General features: G+C 48.0%; 20 protein-coding genes and 1 pseudogene. 14 read left to right on the forward strand and 7 right to left on the reverse strand.

What is annotated here, in order from left to right; genetic code table 11:
* From B0181_RS00825 to B0181_RS00845, 5 genes and pseudogenes are all read right to left on the reverse strand, one after another.
* A pseudogene (locus tag B0181_RS00825) lies at positions 1-149 on the reverse strand (IS1595 family transposase); the annotation flags it as partial.
* 207 nt (positions 150-356) lie between these two features.
* Complete coding sequence (gene ilvA / locus B0181_RS00830) at positions 357-1895, reverse strand: threonine ammonia-lyase, biosynthetic (RefSeq protein WP_078275606.1); 1539 nt, start codon at positions 1893-1895, stop codon at positions 357-359.
* Positions 1896-1902: 7 nt separating this feature from the next.
* Positions 1903-2529 carry a Fic/DOC family protein gene (locus B0181_RS00835; protein ID WP_078275607.1) on the reverse strand — a complete coding sequence of 209 codons (627 nt, stop codon included), beginning with the start codon at positions 2527-2529 and terminating at the stop codon, positions 1903-1905.
* Positions 2526-2717 (reverse strand): hypothetical protein, encoded by a 192-nt coding sequence (locus B0181_RS00840; protein WP_078275608.1) that lies wholly within the window; start codon positions 2715-2717, stop codon positions 2526-2528. The genes B0181_RS00835 and B0181_RS00840 overlap by 4 nt, the downstream gene beginning before the upstream one ends.
* Positions 2718-2819: 102 nt before the next feature.
* A complete protein-coding gene (locus B0181_RS00845; protein ID WP_078275609.1) occupies positions 2820-3569 on the reverse strand; it encodes a YebC/PmpR family DNA-binding transcriptional regulator in 750 nt (249 codons plus the stop codon).
* A 409-nt stretch (positions 3570-3978) separates the two neighbouring features.
* On the opposite strand from B0181_RS00845, the gene B0181_RS00850 reads away from it, so the two are divergent.
* The 4 genes from B0181_RS00850 to B0181_RS00865 all read left to right on the forward strand — a co-directional run bounded on the left by B0181_RS00850 (position 3979) and on the right by B0181_RS00865 (position 8442).
* On the forward strand, positions 3979-4668 hold the full coding sequence (locus tag B0181_RS00850) for a 2OG-Fe dioxygenase family protein (RefSeq protein WP_078275610.1): 690 nt from the start codon (positions 3979-3981) through the stop codon (positions 4666-4668).
* Positions 4669-4732: 64 nt separating this feature from the next.
* The gene (locus B0181_RS00855) at positions 4733-6049 is read left to right on the forward strand and encodes an aminotransferase class V-fold PLP-dependent enzyme (protein ID WP_078275611.1); all 1317 of its coding nucleotides are present in this window, start codon (positions 4733-4735) and stop codon (positions 6047-6049) included.
* A 464-nt stretch (positions 6050-6513) separates the two neighbouring features.
* A complete protein-coding gene (locus B0181_RS00860; protein WP_078275612.1) occupies positions 6514-7329 on the forward strand; it encodes an ion transporter in 816 nt (271 codons plus the stop codon).
* Positions 7330-7749: 420 nt separating this feature from the next.
* A complete protein-coding gene (locus B0181_RS00865; RefSeq protein WP_245953220.1) occupies positions 7750-8442 on the forward strand; it encodes a rhomboid family intramembrane serine protease in 693 nt (230 codons plus the stop codon).
* Positions 8443-8528: 86 nt separating this feature from the next.
* Here the strand turns inward: B0181_RS00865 and B0181_RS00870 are convergent, their stop codons facing one another.
* Positions 8529-9428 (reverse strand): metallophosphoesterase, encoded by a 900-nt coding sequence (locus B0181_RS00870; RefSeq protein ID WP_078275614.1) that lies wholly within the window; start codon positions 9426-9428, stop codon positions 8529-8531.
* Complete coding sequence (locus tag B0181_RS00875; RefSeq protein WP_078275615.1) at positions 9429-9938, reverse strand: peptidylprolyl isomerase; 510 nt, start codon at positions 9936-9938, stop codon at positions 9429-9431.
* 382 nt (positions 9939-10320) lie between these two features.
* Between B0181_RS00875 and B0181_RS00885 the strand changes: the two genes are divergently transcribed.
* The 10 genes from B0181_RS00885 to sppA all read left to right on the forward strand — a co-directional run bounded on the left by B0181_RS00885 (position 10321) and on the right by sppA (position 25221).
* Positions 10321-12108 (forward strand): glutamine--tRNA ligase/YqeY domain fusion protein, encoded by a 1788-nt coding sequence (locus B0181_RS00885; RefSeq protein ID WP_078275617.1) that lies wholly within the window; start codon positions 10321-10323, stop codon positions 12106-12108.
* A gap of 201 nt (positions 12109-12309) precedes the next feature.
* Positions 12310-13242: a 4-hydroxy-3-methylbut-2-enyl diphosphate reductase gene (gene ispH, locus B0181_RS00890; RefSeq protein ID WP_078275618.1), complete on the forward strand. Its 933-nt coding sequence runs from the start codon at positions 12310-12312 to the stop codon at positions 13240-13242.
* Between the two features lie 286 nt (positions 13243-13528).
* Positions 13529-15292 (forward strand): single-stranded-DNA-specific exonuclease RecJ, encoded by a 1764-nt coding sequence (gene recJ, locus B0181_RS00895; protein WP_078275619.1) that lies wholly within the window; start codon positions 13529-13531, stop codon positions 15290-15292.
* Between the two features lie 216 nt (positions 15293-15508).
* Positions 15509-17137 carry a CTP synthase gene (pyrG, locus tag B0181_RS00900; RefSeq protein WP_078275620.1) on the forward strand — a complete coding sequence of 543 codons (1629 nt, stop codon included), beginning with the start codon at positions 15509-15511 and terminating at the stop codon, positions 17135-17137.
* Positions 17138-17274: 137 nt separating this feature from the next.
* The gene (gene kdsA, locus B0181_RS00905; RefSeq protein ID WP_078275621.1) at positions 17275-18135 is read left to right on the forward strand and encodes a 3-deoxy-8-phosphooctulonate synthase; all 861 of its coding nucleotides are present in this window, start codon (positions 17275-17277) and stop codon (positions 18133-18135) included.
* A 186-nt stretch (positions 18136-18321) separates the two neighbouring features.
* Positions 18322-19638, forward strand: a complete 1317-nt coding sequence (gene eno, locus B0181_RS00910) for a phosphopyruvate hydratase (protein ID WP_078275622.1) — start codon at positions 18322-18324, stop codon at positions 19636-19638.
* Between the two features lie 19 nt (positions 19639-19657).
* Positions 19658-20065 (forward strand): FtsB family cell division protein, encoded by a 408-nt coding sequence (locus tag B0181_RS00915; protein WP_242620138.1) that lies wholly within the window; start codon positions 19658-19660, stop codon positions 20063-20065.
* A 131-nt stretch (positions 20066-20196) separates the two neighbouring features.
* A complete protein-coding gene (gene ispD / locus B0181_RS00920) occupies positions 20197-21096 on the forward strand; it encodes a 2-C-methyl-D-erythritol 4-phosphate cytidylyltransferase (RefSeq protein ID WP_249024904.1) in 900 nt (299 codons plus the stop codon).
* A gap of 54 nt (positions 21097-21150) precedes the next feature.
* Positions 21151-23994, forward strand: coding sequence for a ComEC/Rec2 family competence protein (locus tag B0181_RS00925; RefSeq protein WP_078275625.1), 2844 nt, complete (start codon positions 21151-21153; stop codon positions 23992-23994).
* Positions 23995-24174: 180 nt separating this feature from the next.
* A complete protein-coding gene (sppA, locus tag B0181_RS00935) occupies positions 24175-25221 on the forward strand; it encodes a signal peptide peptidase SppA (RefSeq protein ID WP_078275627.1) in 1047 nt (348 codons plus the stop codon).
* The last annotated feature ends 379 nt before the right edge of the window (positions 25222-25600 follow it).

A 25600-nucleotide genomic window follows, 5' to 3' on the forward strand; every position in this document is an offset into this window, starting at 1 on the left:
ACAAGGCGGATTTTGTGGTAAAAAAGGGCTGCTGAATTAGGGTGAATACCCAGTAAATCAGCTGCACTTCTAGCAGTAACTTCGAGTACAAAAAATTCAAGTAGTCTTTTTTGAACTTTTTTACTTAGTTTACAATGGGTTATCTTCATAAAACTAGTATAACATGGTTGTTATTCTAGTACAGCCCCAAAACTTAAAAAGTTTGCCGATGGATTTGCGTACTTGTAATAATCAAGCAAAACACGTCATCAAATTGTAAGATTATAAGGGTTTTTGGGGTATTAAGCAAGAAAATTTTGCGCAGTGGCAAATGCACAAAAACGGCTTATGAAAAGCCGTTTTGCTTAAGATTGCCATTATTTTAAAAACAGCTGATAGCCCACGTTATCTGTCATCGGTTCGCATTCGTAGCCGATGTCGCTTAGGGCTTCTAGCACGGTGCGTGTGCTGGTTTTGGACGCCTGAATGCCGACCAAAATCCGTCCTTCTGCCGCGCCGTGATTGCGGTAGTGAAACAAGGTGATGTTAAAATCTTGTCCCAATTTTTCAAGGAAATTTAAGAGCGCGCCCGGGCGTTCTGGAAACATCACACGGAAAATTTGCTCATCGCTGATGCCTGCGTGGCCGCCCACCATGTAGCGAATGTGCGTTTTGGCGAATTCATCGTCCGTCAAATCAAAGGCGGTGTAGCCGTCTTGGGCAAGTTTGTCTTTGATGATGTGGCGCTCAGTTTGTCCATCTTTTAGGGCGATGCCCACAAAAATGCTGGCAGGCGTGTCCGTATTGGCGGCGCGGTAGTTAAATTCGGTGATGTTGCGCCCTTGTAAACTGCGACAAAAATCCAAAAACGCACCGATTTTTTCTGGAATTTGCACCGCAAAAATTGCTTCTTTTTGCTCGCCAATCTCGGTGCGCTCCGCCACATAACGCAGGCGGTCAAAGTTCATGTTCGCACCGCTTAGGATTGCCACGCAGTTTTTGCCGTGAATGCCGTGCGTTTTGATGAATTTTTTCATGCCAGCTAGGGCAAGCGCGCCAGATGGCTCAACGATGGAGCGCGTCTCTTCAAAGATGTCTTTAATGCCAGCGCAAATTTCATCATTGGTGCAAGTTACCACATCAGGCTCAATCACTGTGCCTGAGCCGTCTGATTTCATCATTTTGGCGATTTCAAAAGGCAATGCGCCAATTTGGGCAACGGCTGTGCCATCAGCAAACAGCGATACTTGTGGCAAGGTTTTGCGCTCGTTCGTTTCAAGGGTGACTTTTAGGCAAGCTGCGCCTTCTGGCTCTACAGCAATCACTTTGACATGGGGTGCAACTTCGCCCAAAAATGCCGCAATCCCTGCAATCAAGCCGCCGCCGCCCACTGCCGCAAAGACGTAATCCACATCACGCCACTGCTGCATGATTTCAAGCGCAATCGTGCCTTGACCTGCGATGACCAGCTCGTCATCATAAGGGGCGATGTAGGTCAAGCCTTCTGTTTCGGCCTTTTTGATGGCGTGGCGGTTGGCTTTATCAAAGCTGTCACCAAACAGCTCAACATTGCCGCCCAAGGCTCTGACCGCCTGCACCTTGATGTCTGGGGTGGTGGTGGGCATGACGATGACGTTTTTTAGCCCAAGTTTATTGGCAGAAAAAGCGACGCCTTGGGCGTGGTTGCCAGCAGATGCACAGATGATGCCGCGCGATTTTTGTTCGGCAGACAGCTGGCTGATTTTATTGTACGCGCCACGCAATTTAAAGCTGAACACAGGCTGCAAATCTTCACGCTTGATGCGGATTTGGTTGTCAAAGCGTGCCGACAGCTTTGGCGCTGCGGTGAGTGGCGTGGTGATGGCAACGTCATAGACGGTGGCTTGGAGAATGGAGCGGACGTATGGGGTGAGCATGGTTATCCTACTTTATAATATGGTCAATAATTTCTTCAAAGCCGTGATAAGTGGCGCAATAATGACTTTCTTCGGCGGCAGCGTACCACTTTTCTTGGGATAAATAGGTGGTCGTGTGTGCGTTTAGCGTGATTTGAAAGCCTGTGGTTTGTGTAATAATGAGCAAACTTTCTCGTTGAGTGCGTCCGTTACCATCAATAAAGGGGTGTATGGCGTTTAATTCACCAATGAATTTGGCGCTTAATTGAACAAAACGGCTTTTGGATAGGTTTTGATGCAGATTGTCGTTTAGGTGCTGGTATAATTTATCAAGCTCTTTGGCGATAAATTCAGGACGACAAAAGGGTAAGCCGCGCCCAGTGCTGTAATCACGAAAACTCCCAGCCCACTCGTACAGCTCGCCAAATAATTCTTTGTGCATGGCTTGCAAACCTTGCGCTGACAGCGTTTTGGCTTGCGCTGATAAGCCGTGATATAGTGCATGATTGACAAATAAGGCTTCGGCTCTATCAAGTGCGCTTTGGTCGGTGATGCCAAGTTTGTTAATCAATGCACTTTTGCCCACTTCGCCATAAAAATAGCGCTGGGCAATCATTTCGTCAGAATGCGCTGAACCGAATTTTATATCGTTCATGCGTTCAAATGCTTTTTGACGGCTTGCACAAAGTCTGCCTTGGACAGATGAAGGGTGTTGTCCATAAGTTGCTTATCCGCTGACGTTAAAATAATGCCTTCAATCGCATTGTTAAGCTGCGTATATTGATGGCGAAATTTCGCATTATCTGATGGCAAAGACTTGCCAGCTTTGGTATGAGCAATCATAACAACTCCTTTGATGGTGGGCGTTTGCCTAAATATAGACAAACACCTTTATGATGGCTTTGTATTGGTTAAGTCTGATGAAGTGTCATATTTCGCACTCAATCACGCATCCAGCTGCGCCATCACATCATCGCTAAAATTAACGTTGGTGTAGACTTCTTGCACATCGTCCAAGTCTTCTAGCATATCAATCATTTTTAGCACTTTTTGTGCGTCATCAATGTTGTCAATGTCAGCAGTCGTGCTTGGCGACATGGTTACTTCAGCGTTGTCTGCTTTAAGTCCTGCGTTTGCCAAAGCGTCCACCACTGCGCCAAATTCGTTTGGCTCGGTGATGACAAGCAGGCTTTCGCCATCGTTTTCAATGTCGGTTGCGCCAGCTTCTAAGGCGATTTCCATCACCGTGTCTTCTAGCGAAATGTCATTAAACACAATCTCGCCACGCTTAGAGAATAAATACGCCACCGAACCTGACGTGCCTAGGTTGCCGCCATGCTTAGAAAAGGCGTGGCGCACTTCGCCTACGGTGCGGTTTACGTTGTCAGTCATGGTCTCAACGATAACTGCCACGCCGCCCACGCCATAGCCTTCGTAGGTGATTTCTTGGACGTTGTCGCCTTCACCGCCGCCTTGACCGCGCTCAATGGCACGCTTGATGACGTCTTTGGTCATGTTGGCGGCGTTGGCTTTTTCTAGCACCGCACGCAGGCGTGGGTTGTTGGCAGGGTCTGGATCGCCGCCTTTACTGGCGCTGACGATTTCACGGATAATTTTGGTAAAAATCTTGCCTTTTGCGGCGTCTTGTTTTGCTTTGCGATGTTTAATATTCGCCCATTTACTATGACCTGCCATAATACACCTGTGTTATTTGTCAATCCAAAGCCTTGAAACTCTCAGCAAGCCCAAGCCAAACTTACCTTTTATAACGTTTGCGCTTATTTTAGGCTTCAATGAATTTACTTGACTGTGATTGAAAAGAAAAATTGAAAGAAAAAATTTCGCCTATTTTAGCAAATTTTCGCTGATTTGGTAAGTGGCTTGTGTGCAATTTACACGATGAAGGCGCAAAGGTGCGCATTTTTTAAAAAAGTTTAATGAAAAACTTTGTGAAATCTGCCTTGAAAATTGGGTAAATTTTAACATTTGGTAAAAATATCTTGACAAGTGATAACTTATTTTTTGGTTGAACAAAACTTTATTTTATGCTAATTTATCTCATGCTTACTTTTCCTTTCTTTGGCAACCAATAAGGATGTGATTTATGCCAACTTCTACCCAGTTTTCCACCCAATCTTCCACTCAAACCACCGCTCAAGGCAGACTGTTTTTGCACGCAGGTGCTTTGGCAGATGGCGCAGTAGACAGCATTCAGGCGGATTTTGACAAACTTAAGCCCAGTGCTTATAAAGACGGTGCGTTTCGTTATCGCAAATATTCTAAGGTGCGCCTAGATGATGGTGCGGTCAGTCTTTTGCCGAGCGAAGCCTTCGTGCAGACGGGCGATATTAACCGCTTTCAAGGCGATGTGGCGCGCACTTATGATGATTTAAGTGGTGAGCTTTTAAATTCGCAAGGCTTTCAAAGTATTTGTGCAGAATTTGCCACCGTGTGTAAATTGCCAGCGCAAAGCACCATGGAAGTGCACCAAATGCGTATCATTGCGCAGGCAGGCACAGACAGCGTGGAAGCTGCGCCAGAAGGCATTCATCAAGACGGCTTTGATTTTGTGGGGGTGTTCACCATCGCGCGCCATAATCACACGGGCGGTGAGCTTTTGGTGTGGCGCAGTCAGCATGACGACAGTCCGCTGACTCGCCTAAATCTTATCGCAGGTGAGTTTTGTATCGTTAATGATAAAAGTCTGTGGCACAGCGCAAGTAGCCTGTCGGCTATCAATGGCGATGACGTGGGTTATTGGGATTTATTTGTGCTGACGGCAAGCAGCAGCTAAATCAAAACCAAGCTAAACCTAAGCCAAAACTAAGCCAAGTTTGAACAAATAAAGGTGCGACATAATGAATGCAAATCAGCACAAGGACGCTTTGGCGGATAAATTCGCCGAGCAATTAGCACAGCTGCGTGGACAGTTTGCGGCGCTGAGCCATGCCGATGATAAGGGAAATTTGCCCATTTATTTTGATGGGCCGGGCGGCTCGCAAGTGCCAAAATGCGTGATTGATGCCGTGAGTGGCTATTTGGCGTGTGGCAATAGCAACATGGGCGGGCATAATGACGCAGGCGTGCGCACCATGGCGATAAATGCCAGCGCAAGACAGCAGGCAGGCGTGTGGCTTGGGGCAGCGGACAGCCACCAAATCATCTTTGGGCAAAATTCCACCAGTCTGATGTTTATGCTGGCACGCACGCTGGCGAACACTTGGCAGGCGGGCGATAACATTGTGCTAAGCTCGCTGGATCATTATTCGCACGTTTCATCTTGGCAGACGGCGGCGCAGGATAAGGGCGTGCAGGTGCGCATGATGCCGATGAATGACGCAGGTGATGATTTGGATTATGATGCTTGCGCCCAGCTGATTGACGAGCGCACACGGCTGGTGGCGGTGTCTTTGGCGTCTAATGTGATTGGTGCGATGGTTGATGTCGCACCAATCATCAAGGCTGCCAAGGCGGTGGGCGCAAAAGTGAGCCTTGATGCAGTACACGCTTGTGTGCATACCGATGTGAATGCGGCGGCATTGGGCGCAGATTTTGTGTTTGCTTCGGCTTATAAAATTGGCGGGCCGCATTTGGGTGTGCTGTGCGCTGATGGGCAGATTTTGGCAAGCCTTACGCCTTATAAAGTAGAGCCTGCGACCAACATCACGCCGATGGCATACGAGCAAGGCACGCAATCTTTTGAAGCGCAGGCAGGCTTTGTGGCGATGATGAGTTATTGGGCAAATTTGGCGAACGTTTGCCAGCAAACACACACGCCAGCAAATGCACTGACCGCTGATAACAAATCGGCAGCGTATCAAGCGGTGATGGCGTATGAAGCACGTCAAAGCGAGTATATTTTGGCAAAGTTTCGCGCACGTCCATTTTTGCAGCTGTACGGCAAGCAAAGCGCACAAGGGCGCACGCCAACGTTTGCTTTTAATGTCGTAAAACAAGGCGTGGTGCAAGATGGTACGGCTTTAAGCCAATTTTTGGGCGAGTATAATGTGGCACTGGGTTATGGTAATTTTTATGCCAAAGCATTAGCTGAAAAACTTAGCCCCACCGCCCAAGTGCTAAGAATGGGCTGCTTGCATTATACGACTTTTGCGGAGATTGATGCGTTGTTTGAGTTGGTAGACGCAGGCGTGCGGCAGATTTATGGTTTGGATTAAATAGGATTGATTAAAAACCTTTCGCGATTTAAAAAGCTTTGTGGTAAAAACCCGTCCGCAATCTAAAAATCTTCCTAACAAAAACCGTTCGTGGTGAGCTTGTCGAACCATGACGGTTTTTCTTTCTAATCCTGCACTACGCCCAGCCTTTCACGCAGTTCGACCCTTCGACAAGCTCAGGGCGAACGGAAAAACAAAACCATGGATGGTTTTCGGGTTTAAACCTTTACCAAATCCAGACCTCCGCCACGTTCGACCCTTCGACAAGCTCAGGGCGAACGTAAATTTAAAAACCATGACGGCTTTTAAATTCAGACCTTTTTGTAACATTTTTGCAAATATGTATCACAAATCGCACTTTGGCATAAAATTTTGGTACAATACGCCAAAAACAAAAAATACGCTAAAATAAAAACGCCAAACCAAGCGCATTTTGCCGACAATCGTTCAGATAAGCAATCACCATGAAAACCCCACAAAGCCTAGCCGAACGCCTTCATATCATCGTTGATGGGACAGACACGCCAGCAGGTCGTCTGTTTGACGTGGTGCTGCTTGTGGCGATTGTGCTGAGCGTGGCGGTGGTCATGCTAGACAGCGTGCTGTACTTGCGCTTGCAGTATGGGCAGCTGTTTTTTATGGCGGAATGGTTTTTTACCATTTTATTCACCATTGAATATGCGCTGCGGCTGTTTTCTGCGCCAAATCGCAAACATTATGCGTTCAGTTTTTTTGGCATTGTGGATTTGCTGGCGATTTTGCCGAGTTATTTGAGTCTATTTTTTGTGGGTGCGCAGTACCTTTTGGTGGTGCGTATCTTGCGGATTTTGCGTATTTTTCGGGTATTCAAGCTCAAATCCTATATGCAGCAGGCGGGGTTTTTGGCGGCGGCGTTTAAGACCAGCCAGCACAAAATCACCGTATTTTTCCTATCTTTATTATTGCTGGTAACCATTTTCGGCTCGGTGCTGTATGTGGTGGAGGGCCCAGAAAATGGCTTTACCAGCATTCCGCTTTCTATTTATTGGGCGGTGGTAACGCTCACCACCGTAGGTTATGGCGACATCGCCCCCAAAACCCCCATCGGACAAGCCATCGCAAGCATGGTGATGATCACAGGTTATGCCATCATCGCTGTACCGACTGGCATTTTCACCGCCGAACTCACGCGCACCATGCGCCCACAGCTGCACCCTATTGCTTGCCCAAATTGCGGTAAATTTGGACACGCCGCCAACGCCAAATTTTGCGACCGCTGCGGGCATGATTTGCACGTTTAAGATTTATCCATCATTCTTTGTGTGCTGATTTTTGTTTTTAAATTGTGCTTTGGTGGTTTAAGTGCCTTTATCTTTTAAATAATAAGACAAATCATAATCGTTATTATTCAAAAGTTGGGTTCGTTCTTAAGGTGTAACTGTGTTATAATCTTGCAATTTCACCATCTTGGCTTTATTTTGTAGTTTCGTATTGTAAATAAAAGTGCTTTGTCGAAGATTTGAACAGGGATTTGGGCAAGGATCGAAGCTGAAGTTTTGGATTAAATTTGGGCTGATGAAATTTGGCGAACAAAACTTTGTCAGCTTTTAATTCAGCCACGCCAAAAACCGAAACCAAAAAAATCAAAACCAAAAAACCAAAAGATTGACACCAAAAGAGAGAAACAAATGACCATCAGGCAACTTTTTCAGGTTGCGCCCATGACGTTGCTTTTTATCGTGGCGTTCGTGGGATTTGCAGGCTATCAGGCGATGGCAGGCGTGAGTTTGGATGCGCCAAGTTCGCAGGATTTGCTGCGTTTTGGGGCGAATTTTTTGCCGTTGTCGCTGGTGAATGAGCCGTGGCGCATTGTCAGCAGTGCGTTTTTGCACATTGGTGTGTTGCATTTGCTGTTTAATAGCTTTGCCATGTATTATTTTGGGCAAGTGGCGGAGCAGATTGTCGGCGGCGTGCGTTTTGTGGCGTTGTTTTTGTTGGCGGCGATTGGCGGAAATTTGTTTAATCTGTTCATCACTTGGCAAGATGTGCTGGCTGGCGAGCAAATCGGGCTGTCGGCTGGTGCGTCTGGCGGCATTATGGGCGTTGGTGCATGGCTTTTGGTGCTGGCATTGGTTAAGGCACGCACGCCTTTTATGCTTAATGCACGCGGGCTGGCACTGGTGATGATGCTCAATCTTATTATGGGTTTTGCGGTAGATGGCATTGATAATGCAGGGCATATTGGCGGTGCGGCGATGGGTGTGATTTTGGGCTTGGCGTATGCTGCCGAGCTGCGCACAAAGTCGCAAGGCGGCGCGCTGTCTTGGTTTTGGGTGGCGGCAGCGGTGCTAAGTTTGGGCTTTGTGTGGCTGTGGTGGGTGCTACAAGGCTGGGTTTTGGGGATTGTGGGGTGAAATGAGATAGGTTTAAAAAGTATGAATTTGGCTATCAGTGTTTAACCTGTCATTCAAAAACCCAAAACCACACAAAAACCCACAACCTAACCCCATACAAATTCATACAAGCGCATTTCATCGCTTAGCACGCCAATCACCGCACAAACCTTATCGCCATCAGTACGCCAATCGCCCAAAACCAGTCGTTTTTTGTTTGGCAAGTCTTGTAAAACGTGGCTTTGTGGGCGGTGAGTATGCCCATGAATCAGCACATCACACCCATCAAGCGCGGCACGCACAGCCGCAGCGTTCACATCCATAATGGCATGGGATTTTTGGCGTTTGTCTTGGGCGGATTGCGCCTTGATGTTAGCAGCAAGTTTACGCCGATAAGACAGCGGCGTGTGCAGTAAAAGCCATGAAATCACAGGATTGCGAATGATTTTACGGTAGCGTTGATAACGTGCGTCATCGGTGCATAGTTTATCGCCATGCTCCAGCCGAAAACGAATGGTTTTGGTGATTAGCTGTTGGCGTGAATGCTTTTGGTGCGAATGTTGCGTCAAATCATAACTTTCATCAAAACCGCTTTCGCTAAATTCTGCATCAAAATTTTCAGTAAAACAGTACGGCTCGTCAATCAACGCACCGCCAAAAATATCGCACAGTGTTTGGCGCAGGGCAAAGTCTCGATTGCCGTGCATGATGAAAATTTGCACGTCTTTTTTGTGCAAATTATCCAGCGCACCCAGCGCAGGGGTCAGCCAGTGCGCACGTTTTTCGTCAGCGTTTAGGTGCAGATAATCGTCATCGCCAATCCAGCCGTCCAGCCAGTCGCCAGCGATAAAAAACCGCTCTAAATTCGGCAATTTTTCAAGGTCTTTTATCAGTGCCAAAAACGCCGCCATCAAGCGTGGCGTGCGTTCTGACAAATGCAAATCTGCAACAAAAACCGCACGAATTTCATGCGGTTTTGTGGTGCAAATGTGCGAAAAATTCAGCATTTATTTGCTCACAACTTTTGCTGAATTGATGACGATTGGCTCGCGTGGTACGTCTGCATGATAGCCGAAGCGACCTGTCGGCACGCCTTTGATTTGGTTTACCACGTCCATGCCATCAATCACACGGCCAAACACCGCATAGCCCCAGCCTTGTACGGTTGGGCTTGAGTAGTTTAGAAAATCGTTGTCTTTGACGTTGATGAAAAATTGTGCGGTGGCTGAGTGTGGGTCTTGGGTGCGTGCCATGGCGATTGTGCCAACGTCATTTTTTAGACCGTTGTCGGCTTCGTTTTTGATTGGCGTGCCAGTGCGCTTTTCGTTCATTTGTGCGTCCATGCCGCCGCCTTGAATCATAAAGCCGTCAATCACACGGTGAAAAATCAAGCCGTCATAATGACCAGATTCTACATAGTCTAGGAAGTTGGCAACGGTGGCAGGCGCTTTTTCGGCATTTAGCTCAAGCACGATGTCGCCCATAGAAGTTTCAAGTTGTACGATTGGCATATCCATAAGGATTCCTTAAAAATAATTGAGAAAATTAAACGTTTGTGCGCTGATGAGTGTTTTAAAATAAATCATCAGCCAACCAGCGGCTATTATAACACAAACCACACGCCATCTGCCAAACCTTGCAAGCGCAAATTTGTATGGCTTTTGCGTGTAAATGGCGCAGTCTATAAAAGAATGGCAACACTCATTAAAATCCCATCACAAAACGGCAAAATATGCTAGAATAGGAATATTTTTAATTCAATCGCAAGCCTGCTTTATGGCTGTATGATTTTAAAAATAAAATTATGCAACGATAAAGATTATTGAGTTTGGCGAAGATTGATAAAGTTTTAAGTTTACATTGAAATTGACATCAACCTTTGGATAAAAAAGACACACCATGACAAGCAATACCACCACTTCTGGCGACATCGCTCCAGAAAAAAACGATTTTATTCGCAGCATCATTCGTGAAGATTTGGCAAGTGGCAAGCACGCCAAGCTGGTAACACGCTTTCCACCAGAGCCAAACGGCTATTTGCACATCGGACACGTCAAATCCATTTGCCTAAATTTTGGCGTGGCGCAAGAATTTGGCGGCGTGTGTAATTTGCGTTTTGACGACACCAACCCAACTGCCGAAAAACAAGACTTTGTAGACAGCATCAAATCAGACGTAGAATGGCTTGGCTTTCATTGGGACGGCGAAGTGCGCTATGCGTCTGGCTATTTTGAGCAATTACACGCATGGGCGGTGCAGCTGATTGAGCAGGGCGATGCTTATGTGGATTTGCAAACGCTTGAGCAAATTCGTGAAAATCGTGGCGGCTTTGGCAAGGCGGGCGTCAATTCACCATGGCGTGAAGCAAGCGTGGCAGACAACCTTGAGCGCTTTTCCGACATGAAAGCGGGCAAATACGCTGATGGTGAAGCGGTGCTGCGTGCCAAAATTGACATGACGCACCCAAATATGAATATGCGCGACCCTATTATTTATCGTGTCATGCACGCACATCACCACCAGACGGGCGATGAATGGTGCATTTATCCGATGTACGATTTTGCGCATCCATTGTCAGACGCTTTTGAAGGCATTACACATTCTTTGTGTACGCTTGAGTTTGAAGACCACCGTCCGTTTTATGATTGGGTGGTGGAGAAAGTCGGCTTTGCCAATCCGCCGCACCAGTACGAATTTAGCCGCCTAAACCTTGACCATACACTAACGTCTAAGCGTAAACTAAAACGCTTGGTAGAAATGGGTGTGGTGTCTGGCTGGGACGACCCACGAATGCCAACGGTGGCAGGTATGCGCCGCCGTGGTTATACCGCTGAAGGCTTGCGTGATTTTTGTGAGCGCATTGGTATCACCAAGGCAGATGGCGTGGTGGATTTTCGTCAGCTGGAATTTAGTGTGCGTGCGTCTTTGGAAAATACCGCAGCGCGTGCGATGGCGGTGCTGCGCCCTTTAAAAGTAACCATCAGCAACTTTGAAGAAGCGGTGGCAAAGGCAGATACGCTTAAAAAAGACACAGTGAAAGCCGAGCTTGATGGTGATGTTTTGTGGCTAAGCCAGCCTAAGCACCCAAGTTTGGATTTGGGCGAGCGCCGCATTCCGTTCACCAAGACCATTTATATTGACGAAAGTGATTTTGAAGTCAATCCGCCAGCAGGTTATAAGCGTCTATCGCCTGAAAATAACGAAATCCGCCTGCGTAACAGCTATGTGCTAAAAGTGGACGAGTGCAAGACGGACGAAACGGGCAAAGTGATTGAGCTGATTGCCAGCATTGATGAGAAGACTTTGGGCAATAACCCAGAAGGGCGCAAGGTCAAAGGCGTGATTCATTGGGTGTCGGCATCGCATGGCGTAGATGCGATTGTGCGTTTGTATCAGCATTTGCTGCTAGAAGACGATGAGATTGACCACAATGCCGAACTGCACGAAAAAGACCGCCTTGATGCGGACACGGACGCAGATACTTTGTGGATTAAGCAGCACCTAAATCCAAACTCACTCACCACTTATCATGCGGTGGTTGAGCCGTCTTTGCGTGAAGCGGCGGCAGGCGAGCGTTTCCAATTTGAGCGCGAAAGCTATTTTGTGGCGGACGCACTGGAGCATAACAGCGAGCTGCCTGTATTCAACCAAATCGTCAGCCTAAAAGACAGCTTTAAGCCTGAATGATTTAAGCGTGAGCGATTTTAAAGTTGAATAATTGGGCAATAATAACGGCAAGCGTTGGCAAGCTAAAAATCTAAGCTGCCAACGCCCATGCCAAGCATTTGACCGCTTTTTGCTTAATTATGATTTTATTATAACTATTTGAATTTTAATTATTTTTATTGAAATTACACCTTTTTAAACCAAAGTAAATTTGAGAGCATTATGAACATTTTACTTGCCAATCCACGCGGATTTTGTGCAGGCGTGGACAGAGCAATCGCCATCGTCAATGAAGCCTTGCGCCGCTTTAGCCCACCGATTTATGTGCGTCATGAAGTGGTGCATAATAAATTTGTCGTGGAAGATTTGGCAAGTCGTGGGGCGATTTTTGTAGAAGAATTGGACGAAGTGCCAGACGGTGCGATTGTGATTTTTTCAGCGCATGGCGTGAGTAAGGCGGTGGAAGATGAAGCGGCACGCCGTGATTTGACGGTGTTTGACGCCACTTGCCCGCTGGTAACGAAAGTGCATATTGAAGTGGGGAAATTTGCCAAAGACGGCATGGACGCCATTTTAATCGGACACGCTGGACACCCAGAAGTGGAAGGTACGATGGGGCGTTTTGATAGCCAATTTGGCGGCCGCATTCATCTGGTGGAAGATGTGTCAGACGTGGAAAAACTTGAGTTTGACGAAGATAAAGAGCTTGCCTTTGTAACGCAAACCACGCTGTCTATGGACGACACGGCAACGGTGATTGACGCACTGAAAAATAAATTTCCGCAGATCAATGCGCCGCGCAAAGACGACATTTGCTACGCCACCCAAAACCGCCAAGACGCGGTCAAATCATTGGCAAAAGAATGCCAAGTGGTGCTGGTGGTGGGCAGTCCAAATTCGTCCAACTCCAATCGCTTGCGTGAGCTTGCTGAGCGTTTGGGGGCGAAGGCGCATTTGATTGATAACGCTGGGCAAATGCAAAAATCGTGGTTTGATGGCGTGGAAACGGTGGGCGTGACGGCTGGAGCGTCTGCGCCTGAAGTGCTGATTCAAGAAGTGCTGGACACCTTGCAATCTTGGGGTGCAAATAAACCAAAAGAGCTGACTGGCATTGAAGAAAACGTAACTTTTAGCTTGCCAAAATCTTTGCGCTAATCTTTACGTTAAAGGTGTGATAAGCAAATTGGTGCGTGGCGTGATTTGAACAATGTGATTTGAGCGGTGTGATTAAAAAGTTACGCAGCGTGCCAATGCGTGGATTGTGAGATTTATAAAATGAATTTGGGGCAAAAGTTTAAAGCATGAGTTAAAAGCAAGGATTTAAATGTTATTGTTGAATTGGCAAGCGTTAAAATTGATAAACGAATACAATTTAAAACGCAAATTAACAATACCATTTAAATTCAAAATTAACAAAAACTAAAATTATTAAGTGTGAATTATGACAAAACTGACTTTAACGCCCCGCTATGCTGGCGATGTGCCAGAAGCGTGGGCGCAAGAGCTTGGTTCGCAGACTTTGGCGCGAATCATGCTGGCGCGCGGCGTGACGGATAGCGATGGGCTGGATACGTCCGTGATGAAATTGCTGCCCGCTGGCGGATTGATGGGGCTTGAAGCGGCGGCAAAGCTCATTGACGAAGCGATTGATAAAAATAAGCGCATGGTGGTGGTGGGAGATTTTGATTGCGATGGCGCAACGTCTACCGCCTTGATGGTGCGCTGCCTGCGTGAGATGGGTGCAAGCGTGGATTTTATCGTGCCAGACCGCTTTAAGTTTGGCTATGGCTTGACCCCAGAAATCGTCATGCACAGTGCTGAGACGCTCAATCCTGAACTGATTATCACGGTGGATAATGGCATCTCTAGCCATGAAGGCGTGGCGAAGGCGCATGAGCTTGGCATTGAAGTCATCATCACCGACCACCATCTGACCACCAAGCCATCACCCAGCGCGGCGGCGGTGGTGAACCCAAATCAGCAAGGCTGCGAGTTTCGCTCTAAGTCTTTGGTGGGCGTGGGCGTGGCGTTTTATGTGATGGGGCGAGTGGCAAAATTGCGCCGAGAAGCGGGTAAAACCACGACCAGCGTTGCTAAATATTTGGATTTGGTGGCGCTTGGGACGATTGCCGATGTGGGCGTGCTGGATCAAAATAACCGCATTTTAGTCACGCATGGCTTGGCAAATATCCGTGCAGGGCGTGCTTGTCGTGGGCTGCTGGCGATTTTAGAGCAGGCAGGGCGCGATTTTGAGAAGATTGGCAGCGATGATTTTGGCTTTGCCATTGCGCCACGCATCAACGCAGCAGGGCGCATGGATAATATGCGCACAGGCGTGGAGTGCTTGCTGGCGGACGATTGGAGTACGGCGCACACGCTGGCGCTGGAGCTTGGGCGGCTGAATCAATCACGCCGCAGCGTTGAGCAGCAAATGCGAGATGAAGCCAATGGTATTATTGAAGAGCTGCATTTGTCTGATGGCGAGCGCGCCAAAGCCTTGCCAAAAGCCATCGTGCTGTACCAAGACGGCTGGCACCAAGGTGTGATTGGTATTGTCGCAGGACGCATTAAAGAGCGTCTGTATCGTCCTTGCATTGTCTTTGCGCCAGCGGACATTGATAAAGTGGGCGATGATGATTTAATCAAAGGCTCAGCACGCTCCATCGCAGGCGTGCATATTCGTGATGCGATTGAAGCGGTGGCGATTGCCAATCCTGATTTGATTACGCATTTTGGCGGTCATGCGATGGCGGCTGGCTTGACGATTCAAAAACGCCATTTTGAGCGCTTTGTGCAAGCCTTTAATCAAGTGATGGACGATTTTAGCGAGTCGGTTTTTAGTGAAGAGCAGTTCACTGATGGTGCGTTATCGCCAGACGAATTTAGCCTTGCGTTTGCTGCGCACCTAAAAGATTTGAGCGTGTGGGGCAATGGTTTTGCGCCGCCAAGTTTTGATGGTGTGTTTGAAGTGCTAAATTTTCGTGTGATGAAAGACAAGCATTTAAAACTGACCTTGCGTGCTGATGGCGTGCTGTATCCGATTGATGCGATTTGGTTTAATTATCAGCCCAAGCAGTGGGATTATCAAGCCAGCCGCGTGCATATTTTGTACACTTTGGAAGTCAATGAATGGCAATCCACTCAAAGCGTGCAGCTGGTGGTGAAGGATTTATCCGTGGTGGACATTGCGCCTTTGGTGGCGTGATGGTTGGCTTGCGTAAATTTGACCGTGTGATTTTGACCGTGTGATTTTGACTGTGTGATTTTGGCAAGTAATTTTGTTTGAGCAAGTGATAAAACTTCATCAAACCCATCACCAAAAGTTTATTGTGCGTTTTGATGGCAAAAATTTGCGCACACCCCTATATTTTTTTGTAAAAATTTAGTAAAATTCGGTTTTACCAGTAGATGATGAATTACCATGACTAAATTTATCTTTGTAACTGGTGGCGTAGTGTCTTCGCTAGGCAAAGGCATCGCCGCCGCATCGCTCGCTGCCGTTTTGGAGGCTCGTGGTCTAAAAGTTACCATGACCAAAATGGATCCTTACATCAACGTTGATCCGGGTACGATGAGTCCGTTTCAGCATGGCGAAGTTTTCGTAACCGAAGACGGCGCAGAAACTGACCTTGACTTGGGTTATTATGAGCGTTTCTTGCGCCATTCTAAGATGACCCGCGCCAACAACTTCACGTCTGGGCGCATTTATCAAACCGTGCTTGCCAAAGAACGCCGTGGTGATTACCTTGGTGGTACGGTGCAAGTCATTCCACACATCACAGACGAAATCAAGCACAAAATCCGCGCGTCAGGCGAAGGCTATGACATCGCCATCATTGAGATTGGTGGTACGGTGGGCGACATTGAGAGCTTGCCGTTTATGGAGGCGGTGCGCCAAATGCAAGTGGAGCTTGGGCGCAATCGTGCGATGCTGATGCACTTGACGCTGGTGCCTTATATTGCTTCGGCTGGCGAATCAAAAACCAAGCCAACTCAACATTCTGTCAAAGAGCTGCGCTCTATCGGCTTGCAGCCAGACGTGCTGATTTGCCGCAGCGAGCAGCCAATTTCTGAAGACAACCGCCAAAAAATCGCACTATTTACTAACGTAGAAGCGCGTGCGGTGATTTTGTGCGAAGACGCCAAGAGTATTTATCAGATTCCACGCCGTTTCCACGAACAAGACCTTGATGATTTGATTTGCGAGCGCTTTGGTATTACTGCGCCAGAAGCGGATTTGTCAGATTGGGATAAGGTGCTAGAAGGCTTGTTTGAAGCCAAAGGCGAGATTGTCGTGGCGATGGTGGGCAAGTACGTTGAGCTGCCAGACGCTTATAAATCAGTGAACGAAGCCTTGTTGCACGCTGGTATCGCCAACAAAACCAAAGTGAAAATTCACTACATTGACGCTGAAAAACTAGAAACCCAAAGCGAGCTGATGGACGAGCTAAAAGCGTGTGATGCAGTGCTTGTGCCGGGTGGTTTTGGTGAGCGTGGCACAGCTGGCAAGATGATGGCAATTCGCTATGCACGCGAAAATAACAAGCCGTATCTGGGCATTTGCCTAGGTATGCAGCTGGCGGTGATTGAATTTGCCCGCAATGTTTTGGGACTTGCCGCCAACTCTACCGAATTTGACCGCAAAGCCGCCGATCCCATCATTGGCTTGATTACCGAATGGTTTGATGAAAAAGGCGAGCTGCAAATCCGCAGTGATGACAGCGATCTTGGTGGCACCATGCGCCTAGGTGCGCAGGCGGCTGAGCTGGTGGCTGGCAGTAAACTTGCTAAGATTTACGGCTCAAACACCATCACCGAGCGTCATCGCCATCGTTATGAGATGAATAATCGCTACATTGACGCACTAGAAGCGGCAGGCATGAAAATCTCAGGATATTCTGCCAGACAGCATTTGGTGGAGTCGGTGGAGCTTGAGTCGCACCCTTGGTTTGTGGCGGTGCAATATCACCCTGAATTTACCAGCTCGCCACGCGGCGGACACCCATTGTTTAACAGCTTTATCAAGGCTGCAATGGACGTAAAAGGCTGATTGAATAAGCACATCAAGGGCTGCTTTGGTGTGCTTTGTTTTTTAAGTTATGGTTTTGATTTTCTTAATACGACATTAAGCATTTTAAGAAAATCTTCTGATTGCGCTTTTAAAGCATTTTGAGTAAGGATAACATCATGACACAGCCATTGGTCGCCCGCTCGCACATCAACGTGGCAGGCATTGAAATTGGCAACGATAAGCCGTTCGTGCTGTTTGGCGGTATGAACGTGCTAGAAAGCCGTGAGCTGGCTTTTGAGATTGCCGAAGCGTACATTGATATTTGTAATCGCTTGAACATCGGCTATGTGTTTAAAGCGAGTTTTGATAAGGCGAACCGCTCAAGTTTGCATTCATTTCGTGGCCCAAGCCTAGAAACGGGCTTGACGTGGCTCAACGACATCAAAGAACATTTTGGTGTGCCAATCATCACAGACGTGCATGAGCCTTATCAAGCAGCGCCTGTGGCGAAAGTGGCGGACATCATTCAGCTGCCTGCGTTTTTGAGCCGTCAGACGGATTTGGTCAGTGCGATGGCAAAAACTGGCGCAGTGATTAACGTTAAAAAAGCCCAATTTCTAGCACCGCACGAAATGCGCCACATCATCAATAAATGCCTAGAAGCAGGCAACGATCAGGTGATTTTGTGCGAGCGCGGCTCAAGTTTTGGTTATAATAATTTGGTCGTGGATATGCTGGGCTTTGACACCATGAAAGCCTTGAACGTGCCAGTATTTTTTGACGTAACGCACGCCTTACAAGAGCCGGGCGCATTGTCTGACAGTGCAGGCGGTCGCCGTGCGCAGATTGCCACCTTGGCGCGTGCAGGCATGGCAACAGGACTTGCAGGTCTGTTCCTAGAAGCGCACCCAAATCCAGACAAAGCCAAGTGCGATGGGCCTTGTGCGCTGCGTCTTGATCAGCTTGAGCCGTTCTTAAGCCAAATCAAACAGCTTGATGAGCTGGTGAAAGGCTTTGCGACTTTGGACACTCGTTAATTGGACGCTCGTTGCACTTTATGACTAACGGTTCGTGCCATCAATGCGCAATCCGCTTGGCTTAAAGGGTTTTGAGCAAGGTTTTTAAGTAAGACTTGTTCAGTTTACGCTTGGTTAAGCGGTTTATTTTCATACATCATTTGATAGATTGTATCATCATTCGTTCATTATATAGGAAGTAACATCATGTACGCTGAAGAAACTCACAGTGCTATTGAAATTAAAGACGTAATCGCACGCGAGATTTTGGATTCTCGTGGCAACCCAACCATCGAAGCCGATGTCATCTTGGCAAACGGCATCGTGGGTCGTGCGGCTGCGCCATCTGGTGCTTCTACTGGTTCGCGCGAAGCTTTGGAGCTGCGAGATGGCGATCCAGCGCGTTATCTGGGCAAGGGTGTAAAAAAAGCGGTGGCAAATGCCAACAGCCAAATCCGCAGTGCCTTGCTTGACAAAAACGTAACCGATCAAGCGAACATTGACCAAACTTTGATTGCGCTTGACGGCACAGAAAATAAAGGCAACATGGGCGCAAACGCCATGCTTGCAGTGTCTTTGGCGGCGGCAAAAGCAGCGGCACTTGCCCAAAATCTGCCATTGCACCAATACATCGCCAACCTGCGTGGACAAACGTCTTTGACCATGCCTGTGCCAATGATGAATATTCTAAATGGCGGTGCGCACGCTGATAACACCGTAGACATTCAAGAATTTATGATTGAGCCTGTGGGTTTTAACAGCTTTTCTGAAGCGCTGCGTGCAGGTACAGAAATTTTCCACAGCCTAAAATCTGTGCTAAAAGCGCAAGGCTTAAACACGGCGGTGGGTGATGAAGGCGGCTTTGCGCCAAACTTGCGCTCAAACGAAGAAGCCATCACCGTCATCATGCAAGCGATTGAAAAAGCAGGCTATACCGCAGGCAAGGACATTTTCCTAGCGCTTGACTGTGCGTCATCAGAATTTTATAAAAATGGTCAATATATCCTAGCAGGCGAAGGCAACAAAGCCTTTGATTCTCAAGGTTTTAGCGACTATTTGACTTCGCTTGTGAATCAATACCCAATCATCTCTATTGAAGACGGTCTTGACGAAAGCGACTGGGAGGGTTGGGCGTATTTGACGCAGCAGTTGGGCAAAAAAGTTCAGCTGGTGGGCGATGATTTGTTCGTAACTAACCCAAAAATCCTACAAGAAGGCATTGATAAGCAAATCGCCAACGCCATTTTGATTAAGTTCAACCAAATTGGCACACTGACCGAGACGCTAGACGCTATCTACCTTGCCAAGAAAAACGGCTATGCGACCGTCATCAGCCATCGTTCTGGCGAAACCGAAGACAGCACCATCGCAGATTTGGCGGTGGGTACAGCGGCAGGTCAAATCAAGACTGGCTCACTGTGCCGCTCAGACCGTGTGGCGAAGTACAACCAATTACTGCGCATTGAGCAGCAAGTAACGGCGAGCTTCCGTGGCCGTGAAGAGTTTATTGGCTTGCGCGGCTGACTGAGTGGAAAAGACGGCTGTGAAAAAACGTCCCGTGATGGAATTTGGCAACACATCGCTTAGCGCAGTCAGCTATTTGTGTCTGATTGCGTTTGGCGTGGTGGTGCTTTTGTTGCTGCAAAATCAATACTGGCGTGGCGAGAATGGTCATGCCAGCTTGCAGACGCTCAGCCAAGCCATCAAGGAACAAGAGCGCATCAACGCAGAGCAAATCTACACCAACAATCTGTTGCGTGCCGATGTGCAAGACCTAAAATCAGGGCTTTCTGCCATTGAAGAACACGCACGGCTGGATTTGGGATTGATTAAATCTGGTGAGACTTTTGTGCAGCTGTCCAATGCGCCTGTAACTTACAGTCGTACGCCTGTTGCCACAGACGCAGAAGAGACGGTGGAAGTCATTGACGAGCCGCTCACTGCGCCTTGATTTGATTTACGATAAAAAGACTGGCTTAGGCTGGTCTTTTTTGTGCCTGTTTTATGTGGATTTGGCGATTTGCTGATGAAAGGCTTGCAAATTTGCTTGCAAAAAGATGGCTTTTGTTTTATGTTTAGTGTGTGATTGCGAAGTCAATTATTAGGTTAATTCTTAAGCCAATCGTCAAGCTGACTACCAAGCTGGTTGCCAGATTTTTCGCCTATCATTGGATTTTATCACCACTACAAAAGTACACATTCGCCATGCCAAATTCTGCTTTATCTAACAATATTTGCGCAAACACAAACAGCGCTGCAAACAGAACTACAGCCCAGCCAAAAATCCACGCATTGATTGTGGCGGCTGGTAAAGGCTCACGTTTTGGGGCGAGCGTACCAAAGCAGTATTTGGATTTGGCGGGGCGCAGCGTGCTTGAGCATAGCGTCAAGCGGCTAAACCATGCTGAAATTAGGGATTTGACTTTGGTGGTTGCGGCAGATGATGAGCGTGTGCATAGTTTGGATTTTGAGTTTGCTGGCAAAATTGACTTTGCCATCGGCGGTGATGAACGCTGGCAATCGGTGCATTCAGGCGTGGCACACATTCGTGCCAGTGGCGCAGGCGATGACGACTGGGTGCTGGTGCATGACGCTGCCAGACCGTGCTTGCCAGCTGCGGATTTACAAGCCATCATCACCGCTTCGCACACTTGTACGCAAAATGCACTCATGCTTGCCACGCCTGTGGTGGACACGCTAAAACTTGCCCAAGATGAGCAGGTGGTGCGCACGGTGGATCGGCAAAATCTGTGGCAAGCGCAAACGCCGCAGATGTTTCGCTTGGCGGCGTTAGAAAAAGTGCTGGCAGCGGTGAGCGAGCAGGGCTTGATGATTACCGATGAAGCCAGCGGATTTGAGCTTTTGGGCGAAGCGGTGCAAGTGGTGGCGGGCAGTCGCCTGAATATGAAACTTACCTTTGCGGGCGATTTGCCATTGCTTTCCTTGATTGCCGAGCGGCTTTTGGCGGACGATAAGCCGTAAATTTACACAACAAAATTCACACAACAAAATTTACACAACTAGGGAGGGTGAGTGATGTGGGCGTTTGCTGGTGTGGTGGCTGCCGTGGGATTTGCGGTGCTGGCACTGGCGAGCTTTTTGCCGCTTCAAGCGCTTGACGCTTTGCAAAATCTGTCTTTTGCTTGGCTGACGGTGAGTTTGCTGAGTGCATGGGCGGCATTTTGGGTGCTTGGCGCATTTATTGAGCGAAGCAGAACCACAAGTGGGCTTTGGCAAGTTCATCGCTTATGGCGGTTGGGTTTGCGCTTGGTGCGTTTAGTGCTTGGCATGGTGATGGTGGGGTTATTTATCATTAACGGCTTGCATCAGCACGCCAAATTTGAGACGCACACACCAAAGCAGCCATGGACGGTGGAAGCGACCGCGCTCATTGATGAAATCAGCGACAGTGTGTACGATCCGCTGGCTGGCGGGCAATTTCGCCAAGTGGCACGGCTTACAGACATTGCGCTTGTGCATAATGCGCACCGCCATGCTGATGGCGCAAGTCTTGCCGCCAATCCTTTTTTCACGGCCGATGAGTTTACAAGCAATTTTGACGGCAATAATTATACTGACGGCAATCTTACCAACGAAAATTCTGCCGATAATAATTCTACCAACAGCAATCCTGCTGACAATAATCTAAATATCACTTCAAATTCCAACAATCCCATCGCCACGCTTGATGGCATGACGGTGCTGCTCAATGCACGCACTCAAAAGCACGGCAAAAAGAATGATGCTTTTGCTACGCTTGCCGACATCACGCCACACAGCCAAATTCGCCTGACGCTTTTGATTGAGCCTGTGGTGCGCACGGACGCAAAGCAGGGCTTTGACAGTTATCGCTGGCTGCGCACACGCCATGTTCATGCCACGGCGCAAATTTTGGCGGTGCAAAGTGCGCCAACCGCTGCGCCAAGTGCGAATTTATGGACGCATTTGCAAGCCTTGCGCCAAAAATTTCGTGCGCATTTTTATGCTGATTGGCACACGCACGACAAGCAAACCCAGCAAGCACGAGCTGTAACGCTCAGTCTTTTGACAGGCGATCGTGCGCTGATTGATAAAGACACCAAAGATTTGTATCAATTCGCTGGCATTTCGCATTTGCTTGCCATTTCTGGGACGCACGTTTTGTTTTTGGCGCTGATTTTGGCGTGGTGTGCGACTAAGACGCTGGATAAACTGCGACCAACGCTGTATCAAAGTGTGCCACGTTGGCAAATTCGCTTGGCGGTGATGGTGGTGGCAAGCGTGCTGTATGCGCTGTTCACTGGTTTTGATGTGCCTGCGGTGCGTACGGTGTATATGCTGGTGGCAGTGGCGTGCGTGCGACTTTTTGCGCTGCCGATTTTAGCGGTAAAAACGCTGCTGCTTGTGGGGCTTGGCATGGTGTGGCTGGATATGTATGTGCTGTGGCAGGCGGGATTTTGGCTGTCTTTTGTGGCGGTGTGGCTGCTGATTCGCTATGAAGGGCAAAGCGTGGCGATGGTGGAAAGCACGCCTTTGATGTCGCTGGATTTGCCTGTAAACCGTGCGAGCATTTGGCGGCGTGCTTATCAAGGTACGCTGTCATTGGTGCGTTTGCAAGTGTGGCTGTTTGTGGCGATGTTGCCGATTTCTTTGCTGCTTTTTGGCAAGGTGTCTTTGTGGGGTGTCATCATTAATCTGTTTGCCGTGGGGCTATTTAGCGCGGTGATTGTACCCATCAATCTTTTGGGCGGCGTGCTGTTTGGTGTGTCTGGTGCGGCTGCGGACGTGCTGTGGGATTTATCCGCCAAGATTTTATACGCTTTGCATGAGTTGATTGCGCTGATTCGGCTGGGCGATGATGGTGCGGCTTGGCTGTATGCGCCTTTTGGCATGATGGGCTTTGCGCTTTTTGTGGTGGTGCTTGGGCTTGTGCTTGCACCAAAATTTATGCCACGCTCTGCTGTGATTTTGCCTGTGCTGCTGCTGGGATTTTTATTGCAAAATCGCCACGCCAATTCCCCTGATGGCACGAGTATTTATGTGCTTAAAAGTGCGCCAAATATGCAAGCGGTGCTGGTGGTGAGCCGTCATGCTGGCGATGGTTGGCTGAAAAAGGTGCAACTTGGCGAAAATCCCATGACGATAAAGCAAAGTGCGTGGCTTTTGCTTGCGGATAATGGCAAGAAAAGCCATGCGTCAAAAAGTACGCACGCCCAAAATTTAAGCGATGAGATAAAGCGGCTGGGCGTGGATTCGCTTGATGGTATCATCGTGCAGACGGCAAGCGATGATTTGACGGCACTGAGTGCAAGTCTGGTGCGCAAATTTTCGGTGCGTGAATTTTGGCAGGCAGGGCGCAGCGATAGGCAGCTTGCCACCATCAGTACACAGGCGTGCGAAGCGGGCAAAACGTGGACAAATGGCGTGCTACAAATCCGTGCGCTGACAGGTTGGCGGCAGATTCCTGATGCGGACGTGTGGCATTGCGCCATTGAAATTCGTGCGCCAGAAATGGTAAATTTTCAGACCTTTGGCGTGCGTGAGCAGGCGGATTTTATGGCGGCTGATGGCGTGGATATGCAGGAAAATTTGCCATCTGATGAAGCACAATCTGATACGCATATTGATACACAAATTGACACGCACATTGACATGAGCATTGATGCAAAAACCGCCAATCAGCTCATCATTGACCCAGCGCCAGCGTCTGGTGCGTGGCAACTTTGGCTAAGACTGTGCCAGCCTTCGGACGTTGCGTCTGATTATTCGTACAGCGCAGGCATTTTCCCAAGCGGTAAGCCAACTTTATGGCTGATGAATGAAAAATTGGCGCAGGATAATCAAACTTATGCCGAACTTTATCGTCAGCACCGTGTGCAGGGCGTGCTGCTTACCGATTAACGTTTTAGGCGATGGGTTTGTGCTTGGCTGTTCTGTCTGGCGGTTTGCTGATTTTTAATCACATTGCTTGTCAATTTAGCAGCTTGCCAATTTAGCAACCCACCAAGCCAAAAATCAGCAAATTGGTGCTGCGCCAAAAATGTGCTACAATAGGGCAATTTTGACAACAAAGGCAACGTTATGGCTTGGCCACCAAATCCTGATAAAAAACCTGACGACATCCAGCGCACTGGCATTTCCATGCAGTCTGCTCAAGCTCAGCAGCCGACTGGGCAAGAGTGGCGTTTGCTGGAAAAAACACTGCTTGCCAGCATTGAAGAGCAGCGCCGCGCTCGCAGATGGTCGATTTTCTTTAAGATTTTGACTTTTGCTTATGTGGTGATGGTGGTGCTTGCGTTGGGGCAGTGCAGCAGCGTGGGTAATAAAAACGCCATGCCAACAGGGCTTGGTGAGCCGCATTTGGCGGTGGTGGACGTAACTGGTGCTATCAGTGCCAATTCTGAAACCAGCGCAGAATACATCAATACCGCCTTAACCGAAGCCTTTGAAAACACCAATGCCAAAGCCGTGGCACTAAACATCAATTCTCCGGGTGGTTCGCCTGTGCAGTCTAATGAAGTGTGGCAGCAGGCAATGGCGCTCAAAGAAGAATACCCTGACAAAAAACTCTACGCCGTCATCGGTGATATGGGTGCGTCTGGTGCGTATTACATTGCGTCTAGTGCCGATGAAATTTGGGTAAATCCGTCAAGTTTGGTGGGGTCAATCGGTGTGATTATGACCAGCTATAACGTGGAGCGATTGCTTGACAAAGCAGGCGTGCAGGATAACACCATGACTTCTGGCGCGTACAAAGACATTCTTAGCATGACACGTCCAATGAATGCCGATGAGCGCGCGCATGTGCAAAGTTTGCTGGACACTACGCATCAAAATTTCATTGATGCAGTAACCAAAGGGCGTGGCGATAAACTCAAAGACCCTGAGAAAAATCAGCTATTTAGCGGTCTTTTTTGGACGGGCAAGCAGTCGGTGGAGCTTGGGCTGGCGGACAAACTTGGCGGCATGACCCAGCTAAAAAATGAGCTGGATTTGGACACGGTGAATTACAGCTACACCAATCCGATGAAGCAGCTGTTTGACCGCTTTGGCGTGCAAGTGGGCAAAGGGCTTGGGCAGGGCGTAACGCTTGGCATAAAAGAGCAAAGCACGGCAAGCATAGAATAAGCAAATGCGGCACGATTTTACTAAAATCGATTTGCCAAAACCAATTTGCCAAAACTGGTTTACTAAAACTGATTTATCAAAACAAAAACGCAGTCTGGTGGCTGCGTTTTTTATTGGGCAAAATCATGATTTTAAAAGTCGTTATCAATTTTTAAGAACATTGCTATTTGCAACAAACCGCTATTTTTAACAAAACGAGCATTTTAACAAGCAGTCATGTTTTAAAAACTGTCAATTTTAAAAAAACCGCCAATTTTAAAAAGGGTTTGGTTTTATATAACTTTTATTTATAAGTTTGTGTATTTTTTCACGCTTTATCTTTACCAAATGTTACCAAAAGATTAAAACTGTGCTACAATGGCGCATTGCTTGGGTTTGG

Source organism: Moraxella caviae, assembly GCF_002014985.1.
Lineage (GTDB): Bacteria > Pseudomonadota > Gammaproteobacteria > Pseudomonadales > Moraxellaceae > Moraxella > Moraxella caviae.